The 19823-nt window shown below is 59.2% G+C and carries 17 protein-coding genes and 3 pseudogenes; 10 read left to right on the forward strand and 10 right to left on the reverse strand.

The window, feature by feature from the left end; all coding sequences use genetic code 11:
* Window positions 1-879, forward strand: an 879-nt coding sequence (locus CHB65_RS15575; protein ID WP_218818973.1) for a copper amine oxidase, incomplete at its 5' end; no start/stop codon positions are given.
* A gap of 393 nt (window positions 880-1272) precedes the next feature.
* Here the strand turns inward: CHB65_RS15575 and rdfA are convergent.
* The 3 genes from rdfA to CHB65_RS17550 all read right to left on the reverse strand — a co-directional run bounded on the left by rdfA (window position 1273) and on the right by CHB65_RS17550 (window position 4250).
* A complete protein-coding gene (gene rdfA / locus CHB65_RS15580; protein ID WP_089385947.1) occupies window positions 1273-1872 on the reverse strand; it encodes a rod-determining factor RdfA in 600 nt (199 codons plus the stop codon).
* 87 nt (window positions 1873-1959) lie between these two features.
* A complete protein-coding gene (locus CHB65_RS15585; protein WP_089385948.1) occupies window positions 1960-3906 on the reverse strand; it encodes an archaea-specific SMC-related protein in 1947 nt (648 codons plus the stop codon).
* A gap of 203 nt (window positions 3907-4109) precedes the next feature.
* A complete protein-coding gene (locus tag CHB65_RS17550; RefSeq protein WP_179213689.1) occupies window positions 4110-4250 on the reverse strand; it encodes a hypothetical protein in 141 nt (46 codons plus the stop codon).
* On the opposite strand from CHB65_RS17550, the pseudogene CHB65_RS17825 reads away from it, so the two are divergent.
* Window positions 4194-4346 (forward strand): annotated as a pseudogene (locus tag CHB65_RS17825) (site-specific integrase); the annotation flags it as partial. The gene CHB65_RS17550 and the pseudogene CHB65_RS17825 sit on opposite strands and share 57 nt — an antisense overlap.
* Before the next feature lie 579 nt (window positions 4347-4925).
* Here CHB65_RS17825 and CHB65_RS15595 read toward each other — a convergent pair.
* Window positions 4926-5090: pseudogene (locus CHB65_RS15595) on the reverse strand (IS5 family transposase); the annotation flags it as partial.
* 584 nt (window positions 5091-5674) lie between these two features.
* Window positions 5675-6640 (reverse strand): hypothetical protein, encoded by a 966-nt coding sequence (locus CHB65_RS15600; RefSeq protein ID WP_143420461.1) that lies wholly within the window; start codon window positions 6638-6640, stop codon window positions 5675-5677.
* Window positions 6641-6875: 235 nt separating this feature from the next.
* Between CHB65_RS15600 and CHB65_RS15605 the strand changes: the two genes are divergently transcribed.
* Window positions 6876-7802: an acetamidase/formamidase family protein gene (locus CHB65_RS15605; RefSeq protein WP_218818974.1), complete on the forward strand. Its 927-nt coding sequence runs from the start codon at window positions 6876-6878 to the stop codon at window positions 7800-7802.
* Window positions 7803-8440: 638 nt separating this feature from the next.
* On the forward strand, window positions 8441-9736 hold the full coding sequence (locus CHB65_RS15610; RefSeq protein ID WP_089385951.1) for an amidase: 1296 nt from the start codon (window positions 8441-8443) through the stop codon (window positions 9734-9736).
* A gap of 87 nt (window positions 9737-9823) precedes the next feature.
* Here the strand turns inward: CHB65_RS15610 and CHB65_RS15615 are convergent, their stop codons facing one another.
* Window positions 9824-11065 carry a M20 family metallo-hydrolase gene (locus tag CHB65_RS15615; protein ID WP_089385952.1) on the reverse strand — a complete coding sequence of 414 codons (1242 nt, stop codon included), beginning with the start codon at window positions 11063-11065 and terminating at the stop codon, window positions 9824-9826.
* Between the two features lie 335 nt (window positions 11066-11400).
* Here CHB65_RS15615 and CHB65_RS15620 point away from each other — a divergent pair, with 335 nt between their 5' ends.
* Window positions 11401-11847: a cupredoxin domain-containing protein gene (locus tag CHB65_RS15620; RefSeq protein ID WP_143420462.1), complete on the forward strand. Its 447-nt coding sequence runs from the start codon at window positions 11401-11403 to the stop codon at window positions 11845-11847.
* A 6-nt stretch (window positions 11848-11853) separates the two neighbouring features.
* Here CHB65_RS15620 and CHB65_RS15625 read toward each other — a convergent pair whose 3' ends face one another.
* From CHB65_RS15625 to CHB65_RS15635, 3 genes are all read right to left on the reverse strand, one after another.
* The gene (locus CHB65_RS15625; protein ID WP_143420463.1) at window positions 11854-12153 is read right to left on the reverse strand and encodes a hypothetical protein; all 300 of its coding nucleotides are present in this window, start codon (window positions 12151-12153) and stop codon (window positions 11854-11856) included.
* Window positions 12128-12532 carry a hypothetical protein gene (locus CHB65_RS15630; RefSeq protein WP_089385955.1) on the reverse strand — a complete coding sequence of 135 codons (405 nt, stop codon included), beginning with the start codon at window positions 12530-12532 and terminating at the stop codon, window positions 12128-12130. The genes CHB65_RS15625 and CHB65_RS15630 overlap by 26 nt, the downstream gene beginning before the upstream one ends.
* A gap of 110 nt (window positions 12533-12642) precedes the next feature.
* Window positions 12643-14385, reverse strand: a complete 1743-nt coding sequence (locus CHB65_RS15635; RefSeq protein ID WP_179213690.1) for an ABC transporter substrate-binding protein — start codon at window positions 14383-14385, stop codon at window positions 12643-12645.
* Between the two features lie 179 nt (window positions 14386-14564).
* On the opposite strand from CHB65_RS15635, the gene CHB65_RS17940 reads away from it, so the two are divergent.
* The 5 genes from CHB65_RS17940 (at window position 14565) to CHB65_RS15655 (ending at window position 19350) form a co-directional block, all read left to right on the forward strand.
* Window positions 14565-14690, forward strand: coding sequence for a hypothetical protein (locus tag CHB65_RS17940; RefSeq protein ID WP_281251576.1), 126 nt, complete (start codon window positions 14565-14567; stop codon window positions 14688-14690).
* Window positions 14691-15048: 358 nt separating this feature from the next.
* Window positions 15049-15900 (forward strand): ABC transporter permease, encoded by an 852-nt coding sequence (locus CHB65_RS15640; RefSeq protein ID WP_179213691.1) that lies wholly within the window; start codon window positions 15049-15051, stop codon window positions 15898-15900.
* Window positions 15901-15904: 4 nt separating this feature from the next.
* Window positions 15905-16957, forward strand: coding sequence for an ABC transporter ATP-binding protein (locus tag CHB65_RS15645; RefSeq protein WP_089385958.1), 1053 nt, complete (start codon window positions 15905-15907; stop codon window positions 16955-16957).
* A gap of 2 nt (window positions 16958-16959) precedes the next feature.
* Window positions 16960-18264 carry an oligopeptide/dipeptide ABC transporter ATP-binding protein gene (locus CHB65_RS15650; protein ID WP_089385959.1) on the forward strand — a complete coding sequence of 435 codons (1305 nt, stop codon included), beginning with the start codon at window positions 16960-16962 and terminating at the stop codon, window positions 18262-18264.
* A 99-nt stretch (window positions 18265-18363) separates the two neighbouring features.
* Window positions 18364-19350, forward strand: a complete 987-nt coding sequence (locus CHB65_RS15655; protein ID WP_089385960.1) for an ABC transporter permease — start codon at window positions 18364-18366, stop codon at window positions 19348-19350.
* A 171-nt stretch (window positions 19351-19521) separates the two neighbouring features.
* Here the strand turns inward: CHB65_RS15655 and CHB65_RS15660 are convergent.
* Window positions 19522-19731: pseudogene (locus CHB65_RS15660) on the reverse strand (DUF3830 family protein); the annotation flags it as partial.
* Between the last annotated feature and the right edge of the window lie 92 nt (window positions 19732-19823).

Raw genomic sequence — 19823 nt, forward strand, 5'->3', positions numbered from 1 at the left:
ATCGGAAACTACGACTTCGCGTTCTACTGGTACTTCTACCAGGACGGCTCGATCGAGAGCGAAGTGAGACTCACCGGCTGTAACGCGACCGGACTGTTATCCGGAGATGACCGCGAGACCGGCTACTCGGAGACGATCGGCCCCGGACACAAATCGATGCTCCACCAACACGTGTTTAATTGCCGGCTGGATTTCACCATCGACGGCGAGACGAACACGGTCCGCGAGGTCAATCTCAACGACGTCCCGTACGGCCCTGATGGATACAATCCAACCCCTCACGCCGAGGTGACTGATCAAAACTTGAATCCCCACGGCAACGCCGCCTACGTTGAGCGGACGCGGTTCGAACGCGAATCCGATGCACAGCGCATGACCGACACCCACGCTGGCCGATACTGGGAGGTCGTTAACGAGGACGTGACGAACGACGCGACCGGCGAGCCCGTCGGCTATCGGCTCATGCCAAAGGCGGGAACGAACACCGCGTTTCCGATGCAGCCAGGCTCTTCGAATGCCAAACGAGCCGGGTTTGCGACGAAACACCTCTGGGTGAGCCAGTACGACGACGGGGAGCGCTATCCGGCCGGCGACTATCCGAACCAACATCCCGGTGGCGTGGGGCTGCCAGCCTGGACGGATGCGGATCGCTCGATCGTCAACGAGGATCTCGTCGTCTGGTATAATATGTGCCAAACGCACGTGAGTGTACCCGAAGACTGGCCGATACTTCCCGCCAAGATGGTCTCGTTCAAACTCGAGCCTGCCCACTTCTTCGATGAAAACCCAGCGATCGACGTCCCGCCAGAGCACGCGATCAAAGACATTGATAAGTGGAAGACAGAGAATCAGGAGGGGATGGAACTCGAGGACGACTAACGTCATGTGCGCGCCATGTCGGCGACCTGAGTGCGTTGCTGTGCGGGGTGGCCGACGGGCTGTATCACCACCGTCCACCACTTCGCGGTAGTATTCAACGTCATGATATTCCATTTGAACGGAACGACCTGTTCGTTAGACTATCACACGCTACTACTTCGAGACGTAACAGCGCGTCTCGAGTTCCAAGTCGGTGAAAGATGAGCCGGTATTCTGGATAAGAAATGCTCAAGGAGACTAATCCGACGACTCCGTTTACAGACGATGTGGGTCTAACCGATCGTCTATGGCCAGATGTGGCCGCCTCGTGAGCGAAACGGTTCCAACACGTAACTAGATAAAAAGGTAAAGCATATTATAATAAACAATATGTAATTGGACATTGTCATATAATCAAGAACAGTCGCAACCACCACTGCGTAAGAGTTCACGAACTGGATAGGAGGACCCACACGCCGGACAGACCGCACGAATGTCGATGAGGACATCGTACTCCTTATTGTCGAGTGCGCCCGCCGACGTCAGCGAGGAGAGCGCGGATTCGGTTACTGCGACGGTCCGCCCTTGAAGCTTCTCGATCGTATTGATCTTCCGGTCGACAGGATCGGTTTCGTCCTCTGGTAAGCTCGCGCCACGGTCCTTCGTGAGGTACGTATGGACCGCTTGATGTGTCACGAAGTCTTTGCTGAGGGCGTCCGGATCGACCCCCTCGCGCTCGAGACGCCGCTCAGCACGGGTTCGCTCGGCCCCAGAGCCACCGTTCAGTGCCTCGTATGTCCCGACCACATCGACGGAGAGCCCAGAGACGTCAGCGTCCCGAAGGGCCGCCTCAAGCACCGCCTGGTTGAATTCATCCGCGAGGTCCCGAAGACTCGTTCGTTCGCCGGCCGTGCCGGTCCATGCCTCCTCCAGTTGTGCTCCCATCCCCGCAAGATCGTACTCCTCGATGAGCCGGGCGACCTTGGTTCGTCTGCCGCTTGAGCGGTTCGACATAACCCGTCGTTTCTCCCCTGCCGTTACAAAGTTAACGGTGTAATAGCACACGTCGGGATGCGATGTCTCCGCTCGCGACGTTGCCGGTCAGTCGATACTTTCGATGTAGCTGTACGTCTCGGGGAGGGCGGCTGCGTCCTCGGGGAGGAGAGCAGCGACGAGGAAATCAGCATGATCGCCGAAATAATCAACGACACGGGCGATGCGGTCGGAATCGATCGCCTCCAAGGAGTCGAGGATGATGAACGGAACCGCTTCGTGGACGTCGTGGACGAGATAGCCAGCGAGCGCGAATACGAGCCCGGTCACCTCCCGTTCGCTCTCGGAGAGGTGGTCGATCGTATCCTCATAGGCGGTTCCATCGGCGGCCGTGCGGACGATATGTAACTCGAAGCGGGTGCGGGTAACCGTGCGCCGTCCCTCGCGGACCTCGGTCTCGCGTCGCTCGATCCAGATGCGCTCGAGGTTCTCGTATTCGAGGATGTCGAGCACCGTCTCCATGTGACTGTTGAACGAGTTGACGGCGTCCGCCTCGATCCGGTCGACGCGCGTCCGGAGATCAGTCAACCGCTCCGAAAGCTCCTCGCGCTCTTCCCTAAGGGCCTCACGCTCCTCGATGGCCGCCTCACGTTCGTCGATCGCCGAGTCGATCTCTTCGAGGTCGTCCTCGAGTCGATCGATTCGGAGTTCGATACCGTTCGCTTCACGATGGAGCTCAAGCGCCTCATCGTGGCCCTCCACGTCGATCGATTCCGCCTCCGCCTCGAGTTCTGCAATCTCCGCTTGTTTCTCTTCGATCCGGCTCTCAAGCGCATCGAGCCGTTCGTCCGTGGTCTCGAGTTCCGCGTTGATCTCCGAAATTCGGCGTTCGGCCCGCTCGCGTTCCCGCCGCTTCTGTTTTAGCTCGGCCTGTCGGTCGGTGAGATCGTCGATCTCCGTGCGGATATCGTTCCGCTCGTCGAGCTTGGTGGATCTGAGTTCCCGCAATCGGTCGAGGGTGGACTCGATCTGCTCGATTTCGGCGTCCGCGCCACACGTCCAGCAGATCGTCTCCTGTCCCGCAGTCAGCGATGCCGTGGGGTCACGCGTTTCCCCCGATGAGCCGACGGCGTCGCTGATGTCGAGACCGTCCCCTTCGAGCAGTTGGTCGTTAAAATCGATCACGCTTCCGAGTTGGTTGACCGTGTCGTCCAGCGAGCGTTTGTGTCGGCGGAGCTCGTCGAGTTTTCCCGCGAGACGATCCGGGTTCTCCCCCGGATCATCGATTTCCGCGAGGGTTGTTTGTACCTCCTCCCGTTCGGCTTCGAGCTGTGTGCGCGTCGACCGTTCGGTTTCGAGGTCGAACTCGAGCGATTCCAGCTCCGAGCGTGCCTTGCGAACTCGCTCGAATGCGTCCTCGAGCTCCTGTTTTCGCGTCCGACTCTCGTCGACGCCGGTGTCGAGCTCGTCGAGTTGCTTCTGTACCGCATCCAGTTCCGCACGTGCCGTCTCGAGTTCCTCGCGTTTTTCCCGTCGATCAGCCTCCAATTTCGGTAATTCGCTTTCGAGTTTCTCTAGCTGTTCGATTTCCGTCTCCAGCCGATCGCGCTTTCGACGACACGACTCTATGTCGGCCTCGATGCGGTCCGTGTCGATGGGTCGCATGATGATCTCGCGCAGGTCATCGCCCCGAGCCACGGCCCGACGAGCCTCGTTGTTTTCGAGCAGAAAGGCGAACAGGTCGGCGAGTGTGGATTGATCGAGATACGGATCTCCGCCGAACTCGACCGCCCCGTTCCGACGCGTGAGCGTTCGCGTGTATGTTTCGTCGCCGAGTTCAAGCGTTACCGATCCCTCCTCGGCATCCCCTTTCAGCGAACTTCGCTCACTGCCAACTCCCGCCATCAACGCCTGCAGGAATGACGTTCGGTTCGTCGCGTTGCGTCCCTCGAGGATAGAAACGCCTTGGGGAATGGTCACTTCCGCGTCGTCGATACCACCGATGTTTCGGACGGTAACGTGAGCGGCAGCGTTCGACAGTTGATTCTTCGACATACGAGTAGTGTAGAGGATGAATCTGTTAAATCTACTCCTTCTCGAATTAATTCGTTCGACCGTCTGGTCGATGGCTACCGTGGACCGGATTCGATATCTGATACTGCGGACTATTCTTAGTCCAGAATCAGTGAAAATTATTACGTTATCCGATTATATTGGATCTCTTATATTATAGTTGTTGAGTACGCCCGCGCTAACGATCAGTACTCCATCCCGAGCAGCCGGTTCGGCACAAGCATCGTGGCGGCCACGCCCAGGAGCGCGATGAGCAGGCCGAAGGAAACGCAGAGGCTGCGGAGATTGACATCGACCACCCGAAACACGATTACCTTGCTCCACACGGCGGACGTCGGGGAATGGGTGAAGTACTTGTTCGGGCCTTCGGATACACGGTTGCAGCCCGATATCTAGACAACGCTGAAGAGATGGTTCGAGAGCCAGAGCAGCAGGATTGGTGCAAGAGGATGCCAAGGGGGACGCTACGCGCTTGGCGAGTGTCTATGTCTATGGATTCGGCGGTCTGCACCTTGTGGTGGATGCCGATCGAGTGCCGATCGAAGACCGGGCAGAACTGATAGTAACGGCAGCCTCGGACTCGGGTAGCATTCATCGTGGTGAGGCCGCGTCCGTCGGAAGAGCGGGCAATGGCTATCGGGTGCAACTGCCTGGCTGTAAAGAAAAGCTTCGAGATCGGGGATGATCGATATATGCTACCCGTAGAGAACATCCTCCTGATTCACGACGGTCGACGGACTCGTCTCGCAGGCGACGTGGCGAGGATCCGACGCGAGCAGGTTTGAGATCAGTTAATAGTTCCTACTAACTTTTATTATCTTCCTTGCTGCAACTGGCATCCGCAAGTCGGTTCTGTTGTGGACATCGGATTGCCGCTGGGTATCTTGGAGTCGTAAAGATGTACCCCTCCCGCAGAATTTGTCGCACGGGTAGAGGCACCCAATAAGGGGAACTCCCACTGAAGGTACATTCCACGATCTTGAAAAACAGGACCTTCGGCTCTATCGGTACCATTCACGCGCTCGGACGGGGGAGTCGTACGAGCGCTTGACGGCGGAGTTGACCATCTCGATCATTGACCGCTGGTTGGAGAGTTCGTCTTTGATGCGTGCGTTGTGTGCGTGATCGTAAGGAGCGAAAACGCGATGTTTCACTAGAGGATCCACGACGTTCAGGACGCCGACGAGATCGACATCAAGGTATCGCAGTCGATTCGAGACCACCCGTGTCCTGGCAAACGTACCACTACAGATTTATGTATTTTGTTTTTATATTTACTAAGAGAAACATGATCGAGAAGGGGCTGTGTACAGAAGGCTCCTTCGTTATCGGGACCCGATCCGGCTTGGATCCGTTACGATTGATAAGACGGGGTCTACACCACTCATCGGCGATCCCGGCCGTGTCTCCTCGTCAAACACGGGGAAATAGATCGACGCAACCGGCTTCGGATCGCTTCGGATCGGCGCGAACGCGAGCCACTCCCGTTGGTTGCTCCGAACGGGAGGTGGGCATCCCGCCGGCTAGACAGAGCACACATAGCCACGCCTCATCGCGGTTGGACGGACAACCCCATGTGCAGGAGCGAGCACCGGAACATGGGATTCATACGAATAATCAATTATCTGAATAGAAAGTCAAGTGTTCGTTCAAATTATCTTTCATACCAGGAATGTCTCCCGGAAAGTGATACCGAGTTGGGTGCCCGGACATCGGGTTACCCGTTCGTACGGACGAGCGATCACGGGCCCTACTTCCCAGCGAAAAATTCCGAGAGCCGCTCGGCGACGAGTTTCGGCGGTACCGTCGAGTCGGGGGCCGTCAACCGCCCGGTGACGAACTCGACGAGTCCGAGGGTACGTAACATGTGCCGAGTCTGTTGATATTCGAGGCCGAGCGAGCGCTGTACCTCCGAGATCGTGCGCGAGGATTCCAGCACGTCCGCAAGCTCCCCGACGGTCAGCGAGCCGGGGATCCCGCTGCCGTCGGTTACGATCGACGACGCTCCATCGGCCGCCCCCTGTTCGAGGAGCTCGACGACGGGCCGTTCCTCGAGCGAGGACGTGTCGGGTGTTTCGAGGGACGACTCGTCGCCTTCAGCGCCGTCCGAAACGTCGGTTTCGGTTTCCCCAGCGTCCGCGACCGAGGCCTGTTCGACAGCTTCGACATCGGGCGCACCGGCAGCTGCCTCCGTCGATGACCTCGATTCACTCCGCATCTGGCCGTTCATACGCCCCGCGGTGGTGGGGTCGTGGATATCGTATTTGACCATGTAGCGGCGAACCGTTTCGGGTGTCACCTCGACCCCAAGCGCCTCTGTCATCTCGGGGAACGTATCGAATTCCTCATAGACCTTCTTGAGTTCGCGTGGATTTTTGTACGACGGCCGAGATCCGATGGGTGTCGAGTTCGGGTCGGTCGTCGTATGGGCTCGGTCGCTGCCGTCCGTTCCGGTTACACCGGCATCACACCGGCCGTTCGATCCGAGGGTGAACTCGAGCGAGAGTTCGACCGTACCGCCCTCGATACCAGCAGCTACAACGTCGAAAACGGCATCATTCGGCACTCTGGACGCATCGAAGACTGGAACGTTGACCTCGACAGTCCCTACGATATCATCGGTTTCGGCCATCGAGACCGCCCCGATATCGCTCCCGTTATCCTCAAACAGGGACAACAGGTCGGCTGTGGCTGACAATGCATCACTGGTCGTCATTGTTGGTTGCAACATCATCCGTGAATTATTATATTCCGTCACAAGCAATATCTGCCAATACGCCCGTGTCGGTACGTTCCGGTTCATCGATCGGTTCCTGACGGGATGGGTATCCGAGCGAGCCTCTACTGATGTCGGGTTTTATCGGATTTTCCCGATCATGCGTTCGGATCAACCGCCAAAAGGGATGTGGCTGCGCCAACGTTCAAGTAGTAGCTGTGTGAACCAAGAGTGTATGTCGGAGAGAAAATTAACACTTGAGCAGCAATCGGAGTTCCATTACACGATCGGACCGTACGCCGAACCAGCGATCGAAGTCGAACCCGGCGAGACGATTTCGGTCGAAACCGTCGACGCGTTCGGTGGACGGATTTCAAGCGAAGATGACATACCGAGCGAGGCGCTGGCAGGTGCGGGCCTCAATCCACAGTCCGGACCGATTCACGTGGAGGGCGCCGAGAAGGGAGATACGCTTCAAGTCACGATCGAATCGATCGAACCACGGGGCCCCCAACCCCGTGGAAAGACATGCCTCGTCCCGTACTTCGGCGGGTTAACCGCGACCGATCGAACGGCGATGCTGCATGATCATCTCCCGGAGCGGGTGAATATGAGCGAGGTGACGACCGATGGCGTCGAATGGCGCGAGGAAATCACGATCCCGTACGAGCCCTTTATCGGGACGATCGCGACCGCCCCCGAACTTGACTCCGTGAGCTCGCTCACGCCGTTCAAACACGGTGGCAACATGGACCTCCCAGACGTGAGACCCGGTAACACCCTCTACCTCCCGGTGAATACGGAGGGGGCGTTACTCTATCTCGGTGACTGTCACGCAGCACAAGGTGACGGTGAGCTCTGTGGCGTCGCCGTTGAGATCCCAACGATCACCACGATCACGGTCGACGTGATCAAAGACAAGGAGATCGAGTGGCCCCGGGTCGAAAGCGACGAGTACGTTATGACCGTCGGCAGCATCCGTCCGTTGGAGGACGCCGCACGGATCGCGTACGCTGAACTTATCAAGTGGATGGTCGACGACTACGGATTCGAGACGTACGACGCGTACATGTTCCTCAGCCAAGTGGGCTCCGTTCGACTCGGAAACATGGTCGATCCGAACTATACCATCGGCGCGTCGGTGCCGAAGGAGTATTTATAAAAAGGCGATCGTCGGTCACTTCAAATTCGTTGTCCATAGGACGGATGATACCCCGCCGTTCCACCGGCCTCGAAGCTTTAACCTGATCCGAGGCCATCCGTTCCGATGCGGGCTAGACACAGATTCGAGCATCGCCGACCATCGATCGCTCACCGAATGTCGACGCGACGTGGTTTCAACCCTCGCCGGCAATATGCAGGTACAAGCGAGGAGCCGACCCGCTCGGGGCGGAGGGAGCCACACGGAAACGAGGCAACGATCGGCTCGAAGCGTGTAGGACAATTTCATGATCGTCAAATTACTCCATGACGGTGAACGAGCGCGTCGACAGTGTGTTTTACACTTATACAATTGTAATGGTAAAATGGTGTCTCCGATCCAACCTATCGAGCCCGTTTAAAAGGTAGCTATTTTCAACCTTTGAGGCAAAAATAAAATCATCGGTGGGCGATCAACAGATGATACCGACCATACGTTCAAAATTTACCCATGTATAATCATTTCACCCGAGTAAGATTGTTTTCACTTCTTTATATATACGCGACTTTTGGCCGAACGTCCATTTCACACCCAAACCGGGCAACGATCGGTGTGAATTGGCGAGATATAAGACGCCCCGACCGAATCTACTCGAAGAGATGTTACATCCCGAACCGCTTGCGACGACGGCGGACGCGCTCAGAGCCGGTCAGATAGATGTCTCGACGTATCTCGGGAAACTCAAAGCGCGGACCGACACCGTCGAACCCGAGGTATCGGCGCTCGTGCCCGAAGAGGATCGCTGGAATCGACTCGACGAGGACGCCGCCGTCCTCGCCGGGACCTATCGTGACCCCGCCGATCGACCCTCGTTGTACGGGGTCCCCATCGGGATCAAGGACATCATCCACGTCGATGGACTACCGACGCAGGCCGGGTCGACACTCCCACCCGATGTGCTTGCCGGGCCTGAAGCGACGGTGGTGCGTTTGCTTCGTGATGCGGGCGCGCTCGTGTTCGGAAAGACCGTGACGACGGAGTTCGCCCACTTCGACCCGGGACCGACTCGGAACCCACACGACCTCGACAGAACCCCCGGCGGGTCGAGTAGTGGCTCCGCCGCGGCGGTCGCTTCGGGTATCTGTCCCGCTGCACTCGGTACACAAACGATCGGGTCCGTGATTCGGCCAGCAGCCTTCTGTGGTATCGTCGGATTCAAACCATCCTTCGGGCGCATCCCCACCGATGGGGTTATCCCGCTCTCCACGTCGGTCGATCACGTGGGCTTTTTCACGCAGGACACCGCAGGGGCGTCGTTGCTGGCTTCGATACTCTGTGACGGGTGGCGGCAGCTCCCGGCACCGACCGGACGACCGACGCTTGCCGTTCCTGATGGGCCATACCTCGAGCAAGCTTCCCCTGTCGCCCTCGATGCGTTCGAGTCACAGTTGGAGCGGCTCGGAAAGGGCGGATACGAACTCGTCCGGCTGAGCACGCTCACGGACATCGAGGCGATCAACGAGCGACACAAGCGGTTGGTTGCGGCCGATGCAGCCCTCGCGCACGACGAGTGGTACCGCGAGTATGGCGACCGCTACGCCGAGGAGACCGGCGGCCTGATCGAGACGGGGAAGGCGGTGACCATCGATACCGTTAGTGAGGCCAGACGGAGCCGACACGAACTTCGTGCCGGGTTCTTGGAGCTGATGGATCAGCACGATGTGGACCTCTGGATCGCCCCCGCAGCGCCCGGACCGGCACCCGAGGGGATCGAGACGACCGGCGATCCCGTAATGAACTTACCGTGGACACACACCGGCCTGCCGACGATCACCGTCCCGGCGGGGAAGACGGCGGACGATCTGCCGCTCGGCGTCCAGTGCGCCGGTCGGTTCGGTGCGGACGAGGACGTGATCCGGTGGAGCCACGGGCTCGCCGACACCCTATCAACGTAGTCCCGGGTCTATCGACGGGTTGGAAGGCAGGCCCGATGTGGGCTCGCGATGTCGGCCGTGCGTGACGCCGACCGGTCGTGACGTCGACTAGTCGTTGACGGGCTCTGCGGTCGAAACGACCGCGTTCGCGAGCGTGTTCGCCGCCCGATAGCAGTCGTCCCAACTCGTGTGCTCCGCCGGCGTGTGGCTTTTGCCATCCTCGCTGACCGCGAAGACCATCGCCGTGTCACAGATCGGTGCCAGATGCGAGGCGTCGTGTGCCCCGCCGCTTAACAGCTGCATGCTGTCGTATCCGAGCGTCTCGGCGGCCCCTTGAACCGCATCGACACACCGCTTGTCGAATCGAACGCTCGAGGTGTGGACGGTTTCGTCGACCTCCCAGTCGATGCCTTCCCTGGTCGCGGCCGCCTTGGCGTCGGCTTCGATCTGTTCGATGGCGCGTTCGATGACCGCGTCGGACGGATCACGGACGTCCCAGGTGACAGAGACGGTCTCCGGGATAATGTTGATCGAATCCGGTTGGATGTCCATCGATCCCACGGTTCCAACCGTCCGTTCCCCGAGCGTCGACGGGAGTCGCCTGATGTGTACGATCAGCTCCGCCGCCGGGACGAGCGCATCGTTCCGGAGGTGCATGGGTGTCCCCCCTGCATGGTCGGCACTGCCGTAGAACGTGACCTCACCCCACGAGAGTCCGACGATCCCCGTGACGACACCCACCTCCTTCCCTTTTGCCTCGAGGTACGGTCCCTGTTCGATATGGAGTTCGAAATACGAATCGTACTCCTCGCGCGGCTCGGCCGGCACGTCACCACGATAGCCGATCCGTTCGAGTTCGTCGACCAGTCGTGTTCCCTCCCTGTCGGTTCGCTCGTACTCCGCTTCGAGGTCGAACTCCCCGGACCACACGCCGCTCCCCTGAAGACCGGGCTGAAATCGTGACCCCTCCTCGTTGGTCCAGTTGACGATCTCGATCGGCCGGCGTGTTTCAATATTGCTGTCCTCAAGCGTCCGGAGCAGTTCAAGGGCACCGATGACACCGAGTTGACCGTCGAATATTCCCCCGTTCGGCTGCGAGTCGAGATGCGAGCCGGTCAAGACGGGGGCTGCAGCCGGATCCGTCCCCTCACGTCGGCCGAAGATGTTGCCGAATTCGTCGATACGGACGGTCACGCCGAGGTCGGATAATTGCTTGACGAACCAGTCTCGGACGTCCTTGTCCGCATCCGAAAGCGCCAATCGGTGGAGTCCTCCGTTATCGGTCGCACCGATCGCTGCTTGCGCTTCCATCGCTTCAATCAGTCGATCTCTGTCGATGTCGAGTTGCACGATCCACACGAGACACGTTCACACATTAATTATTCCGCTCCCACATCGCCACAGACAGCTGAATCCACTCCCACATCGGCACATGCCGATCGTAGACGCCGGCACATGCGGATGACGGGGACGCCACATCGAACCGGAACGTGCGTCGGCACCCGTGAACCGGCACATCGCGTGCCGACTCAGCGTGGAGACCGTTGATATCCGGGAGCGACGGTTCGACGGGTCCGGCCCGACCGATGCTCCTCAATGGCTTCGTTGGCGGGCCGATACGCGATCCGGGCCGCCCATCCCCGTATGCGTAATCGCTAACTTCGCCGGGAACGTGGTCTCAAGCGATGGTCGCTCGTTATTCACGGCGAAGGGTGCTCGGTGGCTGTCTCGGCGTCGGGACTGCCGGCTGTACCTCGCGGCGGGATGGTGGCGACGTGGAAGCCGACACCGAAGGGACCGACACGGTAGCGAGCCGGGTCACCGTCGATGAGGACCACGGGTTTGTACCCGGGACGATCGAAATCGCCGTCGGGGACACCGTCGAATGGAAGAACACGGGATCACGGACACAAACCGTGACCGCCTACGACTCGGGGGTTCCCGAACCGAGTGCGTACTTCGCGAGCGGTGGCTCCGGCCGTGAGCTCACCGCGCGCGTCACGTATCCTTTCGTCGGTGGACTCGCCACGAACGAAACCTACGCAAACACCTTCGAGAGGCGTGGCTCGTACGAGTACTTCTCGATACCGACCGAGGATGATGGAACGACCGGGACGGTACGCGTTGAGTGAGTCGGGTTAGGCCCCGCCGAACGCCTCGAACGCCGCCGTCAGTTTCGATTCGTCCGCTGGACCCGTGATCGTCGTGTCGACACGGCCGTCCACGGTGGAAAACACTGTCGGGGCACCGACGACGTCGTAGCTCCGGTAGAGAACGGTGGCGTCGTCGGGACCATAGACGGCGAGAGGGATAGCAGCCGGGGGGTCATCGCCGCCGACCATCCCGGCGAGCGCTTTCGAGACCACTTCACAGGGCTCACACTCCTCACGCCAGACGTAGACGAGACAGCGCTCACACCCCGACACAAGCGTTTTCAAACCCGCACCGGAGACCGGGGATGAAACCCTCCGGTGCCCCCTCGTTCCGCGGAAACCCCGTTTCCAGCTGGTCAGTGATAACGGCGAGCAACAGCGCCTCGCCAAGCGTCGCTGACGGGTCGACCTCACGGACGGCGATGACCCGCGAGAGGACATCCGGATCGTACGAAACGCGTTCACATAGCCGCACCGCCGTCTCCCCGTCGGCCGTTACCGTCGCGACCGCTGTTTCGACGTCGTCGGCCTCGGCCGCATCGAGACCGTCACGATGGCCTTTGACGACATCGATGAACGACTGGGTGACGCCGAGTCGATCGTCGTCCGCCCGCTCGAACAGTCCGTACTCGATGAATCGGTCGATGGTGGGATGAGCCGTCATACGCTCCGATACTCCGGGGACCGGTATTAAACTGATGGCGTTCGCTCCCATCCGTCAGCCGATCCGTCGAAGGCAACCAGCAAATGAGAAAGTGAGCGCGTCGTCGGCCGTTAGGGGTCGAGTCCGAGTTCGTCGATACAGGGGAAATCATCCGCCGATGGAACCTCCCCTTGCTCCCAGAGCGGTTCGAGGTCGGCGTCGGGTGGGTAGTACAGGTTGCCATCGCTGTCCCACTCCCAGCCCGCATCCTCAAGGATCTCCCGGGCCTGTTCCGGATTTCCGGTCGGATCGTCGGCCATCTGGTAGAGTTCCTCTCCGGGTGGGTGCATCGGATGAACCTCCGAAATGTAGATCCCATGGAGCTCGGGGTCGACCTGGCCGTCGTAGGCGATATCGATCATCTCCTGTCGATTGAGCGCGGCGGCCATCGCCTGTCGGAACTCGGTGAACTTTCCGGGAGCGATGTGTGAGGCCGGTTGGAGCAGGAACGTCGTATGGGATTCCGCGAACGCCGAGTCCGCGTCGTCGATCTCTTCGTCCGCACGGGTCGCGTTCGGCGGCGAGATCTCCGGCGCGATGTGACACTCGCCCGCCTCGAGCGCCTGCATCATCGACTCCTCGTCCGCGAAGGCCTCGAACACGACCGGTTGGTCGACCTCATAAACAGGGTGGCCGTCGTGTGGTTCACAGATGAATCGCTCGCCGGGCTCGATCGCGGTTACCTCAAGCGGACCGGAACTCACCAGCGGGACCTCGAACGACGCCTCGCCGGGACTGTCGATCGCCCCAGCCTCCTCGAAGGCGTCTTCGCTCCAGATCCCCCACCGCATGAGCGTCGTGTTGGCGAACGGAAGGTACGGTTCGCTGAACTCAAAGATACAGGTCTGTTCGTCGACGGCGGTGATCGCCTCGTACGGGACGTCCGCAGCGCCGGGGTAGGCGCCGGCCTCGGCGCCGCGCTCGATCTGTTCGAAGGTGAACTTCACGTCCTCCGCGGTGATCTGCTCCCCGTTGGTGAACGTCGCGTCGTCGAACAGTTCGACGACGACCTCTTGGCTGCTCACGACGTCGACCTCGCCGAGAAGGTCGACGGGTTCGTAGTTTTCGTCGAACTTGTGGACCGGCGAGTGGATCATGTGCTGCCACTGTGCTTCCGGCATCGACGCCGACAACGTCGGGAAGTTCCGCGTCTCCGTCGCCTGTGGGTCGGTCCCGATCACGAGGAACTCCTCGTCGGGGTCGATGAGGTCGGATTTGAACACCCACTCGGCGTTCGAGCGAGCGAGGCCCGCCTCGCCGATACCGCCGATGTCGACCTTGTCGGTCCGCCAAGCACCGACATTTGCGACGGGACAGATGTCGATACAGACACACTCCTCGGCGACGATCTGCATTGCCTCCAGCATCATCTCCTCGCGCTCCTCTTCAGTTTCCGCGTTCACCTGGTTCACCTGTAGTTCGGTGAAATCACAGTTCGCCCAGTTGTTATACCCCGTTTGGCCGTTCGCCCCCGCCCAGTCGAGGCGCAGGTTGTCGTATAGCTCGTTCGGATCCAATCGGTCCGGCGTTCCGACCCACCACGAGAAGCTCACGTCACAGTCCCGGTTCTCGTCGTTGTACTGTTGGGAGGTCTGCGTCGAGAGGTCGACGGGGACGAGGTCGACGTCCACGCCGAGGGCTGCCTCGAGGTCGCGCTGTATGACCGCAGCCATCTGCTCTTGGATCGTGGTGAAGCCCCCGTAATCGCCCCAGTACTCGATCTGTAACGAATCGACGGGTTCACCGTCCATATCTTCGCCACCACCGAGACAGCCAGCGAGGCCGACTGCACCGGCTCCACCCACTGCGTGCATGAGAGTTCGTCGACTGACTGCGCTGCTCCGTTCTGCGCCAGGTTCTGGCATAGTTTTGGAAGTGTCTTTGAGGAATATCAATCTACCGAACGTCTATAATTTTGCGAGGAAGGATTAGATCCAGTCATCTAAAGCCATTCGTTCTACAGAAACGCCCACTTTTCTGTCGTATACTGCCGATGAGGTTCGATTTCGTCCACAACGAGGACAATGTCGCGACACGGATGCGTCCGTTTGGGGCGGCGACCTCAGTGCTCGTCCTCCTGGTCCGGGACGTCGAAACGGGATCGACGAGCGCCGACTGATCGACGGAAGCGACGTTCGGAGGGCACCGATACAGCCTCCGGAGGGCACCGTGTTGGGTCATAACTGCCCGTACACACAAAAAATACCGCAGATGTCACGCACACCGCGGGACGGACACACCGATGTCACGGAGCCGACTCGATACGGGCCCATAATTGTCGATATTGAAATTCTATTCGGCTTTAGTGTCGATATCATTTCTGCAGGTTCGAAAAGGTATATATATGATAGAGAGTAATCCGGACACGTGCTGAAAAGACAAGCATGACATCGAAACACAGCCTGCAGTCGCTACGCCCATATCAACTCGTTCGAGACAACCATATCGTACGTAATTTTCTCGCCGCGTTATTACGAATGCTCAACGATCGAACGACCGCGTTTTATTTCACGATCTTGATGTTCATCGTCTTTTTGGGGATTTTCGGACCGATGCTCGCACCGTACGACGTGCTCACGACGCATTACGATGACAACGGGAACATCATGCGTGCGGAACCGCCGTCGCTTGCACATCCCCTCGGGACGACGCACGCCGGATACGACGTGTTAAGCCGGGTCCTCGTCGGGGCACAACCGACCGTGCTCACCGGACTGATCGGTGGAGGAATGATCCTCACGATCGGGACGACGATCGGGATCACCGCCGGGTACGTCGGCGGCAGGACCGAAACCGTGTTGATGCGGTTCACCGACTTCGTCTATGGGGTCCCGCTGATCCCGTTCGCGATCGTCCTGATCACGTTCATGGGGGTCGGCTTCCTCTCGTCGATCGTCGTCATCGGGCTGATACTGTGGCGAGGTGCGGCGAGGGTGATACGCGCACAGACGATGCAAGTCAAGCAGTATCCGTTCGTGAAGGTCGCGAAGGCGACCGGCGCGAGCACGCCCCGGATCATCGTCAAACACATCCTGCCCAACGTGGCCCCGATGGCGATCTTCTTCCTCGCCATGGGCGTCGGGTACGCGATCGTGCTTCAGGCGGGATTGACGTTCCTGGGCGTCGCAGACCCGTTCGTTCCGTCCTGGGGCGTGATGATCCGGAACGCGTTCGATTCGGGATACATGGCGTCGGCACCCTGGTGGTCGATCACGCCCGGACTGTTGATCGGTATCACCGTGTTGTCCACGTTCATGTTCGGTCGTGGATACGAGGACCTGATCAGCGAGGACGGCGCCAGCGCCGAAGCCGAAACGGTGACCGCCTGAGACCATGACTGAACCACTACTCGAAGTCGACGATCTGACCGTCCAGTACGAAACGGAAAGCGGGATGATAACCGCGGTCTCGGACGCCTCGTTCGTGATCAACGAAGGCGAGTTCTTCGGGCTCGCCGGCGAGTCCGGCTGTGGGAAAAGCACCACGGCAAAGTCGATAATCGGCGGGCTCGATTCCAACGGGCAGATCACATCGGGGAAGATCCGGTACCGCGGCACGGAGATTCAAGACTACACCGAAAAACAGCTCAACGAGGAGCTTCGGTGGAAGGAGATCGCGTGGATCCCACAGAGTGCGATGAACAGTTTGGATCCGCTCCAAACGATCAGCGAGCAGGCCGTCGAGATCGGGACGGTTCACACCGACCTCTCGAAGGCCGAGCTCCGTGAAAAGCTCAAAGAGATGTTCAGCATCGTCGGGCTCCAGGAGAGCCGGATCAACGACTATCCGCACCAGTTCTCCGGGGGAATGCAACAGCGGGCGGTCATCGCGCTGGCGCTGTTCCTCGAGCCCAGCCTCATCATCGCCGACGAGCCGACGACGGCGCTGGACGTGATCATGCAGGATCAGATCTTCAAACATCTCGACGAGATCAAAGCGAAGCTGGATACGAGCCTGCTCCTGATCACACACGACATCAGCGTCATCTTCGAATCCTGTGAAACCGTCGCGATCATGCACGCCAGTCAGGTCGCGGAGTACGGCACGGTAAATGCGGTCTACGACAACCCACGTCACCCGTACGCGTTCATGTTCAAAGCGGCGTTTCCGGATGTCCGCGAACCCGACCGTGAACTGGAGGTGATCGAGGGATATCCCCCACAACTCGGCGAGGAGATCGGATTCTGTAGCTTCGTCGACCGGTGTCCGTGGGCGACCGAAGAGTGCCGTGAGTCGGCTCCCGAACTCGAAGCTGTCGCGGACGACGACCCGATCCACGTTGCGAGCTGTTTCCGCAAGGAGGAGGCCTACGAACTGTACCAATCGGAGCGACCAACCACCGAGTCACAAGACGGTATCGCTGCGATGACGAACGAGGATGACTAACAATGTCTGATAAACCACCGCTTCTCGAGATACGAAACTTAAAAAAGTACTTCGAACAGAACAGCGGTCTCCTAGATATGTTGCTCCGCCGGGAGCCGAACCACGTGCAGGCGGTCGACGACGTGTCCCTGACGCTCGAAGAGAACGAGTCCATCGCCGTCATCGGTGAGAGCGGGTGTGGGAAAACGACGCTGCTTTTGACGCTCATCGGGCTCCACGAGATGACCGGTGGCGACATTATTTATAAGGGACGACCGGTTTCGGAGTTCACCAGCGCCGAGTGGAAACGGTACCGACGGAACGTACAGGTGGTCTTTCAGGATCCGTTCAACTCGTTGGATCCGAAAATGACGATCGAAGAGACGCTCCAGGAACCGCTGAAGATACACGGGATCGGCGATCGTAAAGAACGCGTCCGGAACGTCCTCGAACACGTAGAACTCAACCCACCTGAAAAGTATCTCCGTCGGAAACCGCGAAACCTGAGCGGTGGTGAAAAACAGCGGGTTTCGATCGCGCGTGCGCTCATCCTCGAACCCGATATCATCCTCGCCGATGAGCCTGTCTCGATGCTCGACGTGTCCACGCAGGCGGCGGTGTTGCGGAAGATGAAGGATCTGATCGAGGACTTCGGCGTGTCGATGATCTACATCTCACACGACCTCTCGACGGTCTCGTACATCTCCGATGTGGTGAACGTGATGTACCTCGGTCGGATCGTCGAAACGGCACCGACCGACCGGATCCTGGCCGAGCCGAAACATCCCTACACGGAAGCGCTCGTTTCGGCCGTGCCGATCCCGGACCCGAATCACGACCGTGAACGAACGCGGATGTCCGGTGCTCCGCGTGATCCCGTCGACCTCGGTGACGGATGCCGGTTCCGTGACCGCTGTCCGTCGGTCATTCCACCGGATACGATCGAGATCGAACAGGAGGCCTACCGGGAAATAATGGAGTTTCGGGAACTGCTTGAGCGGGACGAAATCGCCTTTGAGCGGGTGATGAACACGCTTTCCGGATCGTTCTCGGACGACAGAAAGATGGCAGACGCGATCAGGGAAGATTATTTCACTCATGAACTGACCGGTGAGAATAACGCTGTTCTCAAGGAGGCCCTGCTGGCGTTCGTGAACGAGAAGCCGGAGGTAGCCACGGAGCGGCTCCGAAAGCGGTTCGAAAGCGTCTGTGAAACGTCTCCCCGCACCGTCGAAGACGAGGACGGATGGCGCGTTGCATGCCACCATTACGACCACGGTGTCACTGAGATGCAAATCGACCAGCCTGAAACTGCACAGAGTGACTAACAGAACACAAAGAGATCCAACTGCTATGATACCACGTTCATTGACCGGAGCGAAACAACTATTAAATACGAATTGTCAGCCCGAGGAGGTGAGTAGGCAATGGCATCGATGAAGCGCTATATTATCGCCCGGACCGTGCAGACGATCGCCGTCCTGTTTCTGGTGTTGACGGGACTGTTCTTGTTATTCAGGCTGATGCCCGGTGATTTCACCGCACAGATGGCCGTATCGGGCGCGAGCCCCGAAGCGCTTGATGAAATCCGTGACCGATGGGGGCTTAACGATCCGCTCTACGTCCAGTACTGGACGTATCTGGTCAACTTTTTGCAACTCGATATGGGTGAGTCCGCAGTCTACCGGGTTGATGTCTGGGAGCTGACTAAAATGCGTATCTTCAATACGTTCATCCTCGTCGCCCCCGCGATCACGCTGACCTACGTCGCCGGGGCAGTGCTCGGGACGTTCGTTGGCCGTCGTCGCGGGAGCAACATCGAGAAGCTCGGGATCGTTCCGATCATCGCCGCCGGCTCGTTTCCTGCGTTTTTCATCGCGATCGTGTTGATCATCGTTTTCGCCGGCTGGCTCGGGTTGTTCCCGACGTCGGGAATGTTATCGGCCGGCGTATCCGGTGAATACGATGCCTGGTGGCGCCCGTACCTCACCGGCAACTTCGCTCACCACTACGTCCTTCCGTTTGCCGCCGTCGTCTTCCGTTACCTGTACATTCCGTCGATGATAATGCGGACGAGCGTGATCGAAGTGATGGATCAAGGGCACACGCAGTACCACCGACTGACCGGGCTTCCCGCCGCCAAGCGGTTTCGGCACACGGCCAAACACGCGAGTCTTCCGCTTATTACGCTGTATCCGGTCTCAATGGCCCGAGCGCTCGGCGGGCTCGTGCTGATCGAGACCGTGTTCAACTGGCCGGGGATCGGCTTTTTGCTCGTCGAATCCGTCCTCGGACGGGACTATCCCGTCGTCCAGTTCGTCTTCTTCATTGTGGCGGCGTTCGTTATCGTTTCAAACTTCATTGTTGATCTCGTCTACGGTGCCATCGATCCGCGAGTACGTATCGAGGAGTGAGGAGATCCGATACACTTTTCCTCCCGACCGCTGCGGGCTCCGCTGACCGAGTTGGGATGCATCTCGGGATCCATTATCTATCTCGTGACGTGTGCGATCACGAGGGGACCGTCGAAGCTCACAGCGGATGAGCAGCCGGGAGCGACCCCGGACCGGATAGGTAAGGGCCTTCTATTCGATGGCGACCGTCACGTCGAAGCTGCCCTCATGGAGCGTGCGGTCTTCGAGTTCTTTGAGCGTGTCGGCATCGGCATCGATCGTCGCAACGTGGTTGCCGGCGAGCTCGCCGGCCGGGCTCTTGAAACACGTCGGCCCACAGGCGATCAACAGCTCCTGTTCATTCCGGTAGCCGGGATAAAACAGGACGTCCCCCCGCGAGGGCGGTGTTCAGATAAGGATTGAAAGGTGAGGCGGTGCGTTTTCAAAGTGACTTATGCCCGAAAACGCCCGCCTCAGCGGCTATTTGGATGAGA

This window comes from Halorubrum vacuolatum (assembly GCF_900188065.1).
GTDB classification, from domain to species: domain Archaea; phylum Halobacteriota; class Halobacteria; order Halobacteriales; family Haloferacaceae; genus Halorubrum; species Halorubrum vacuolatum.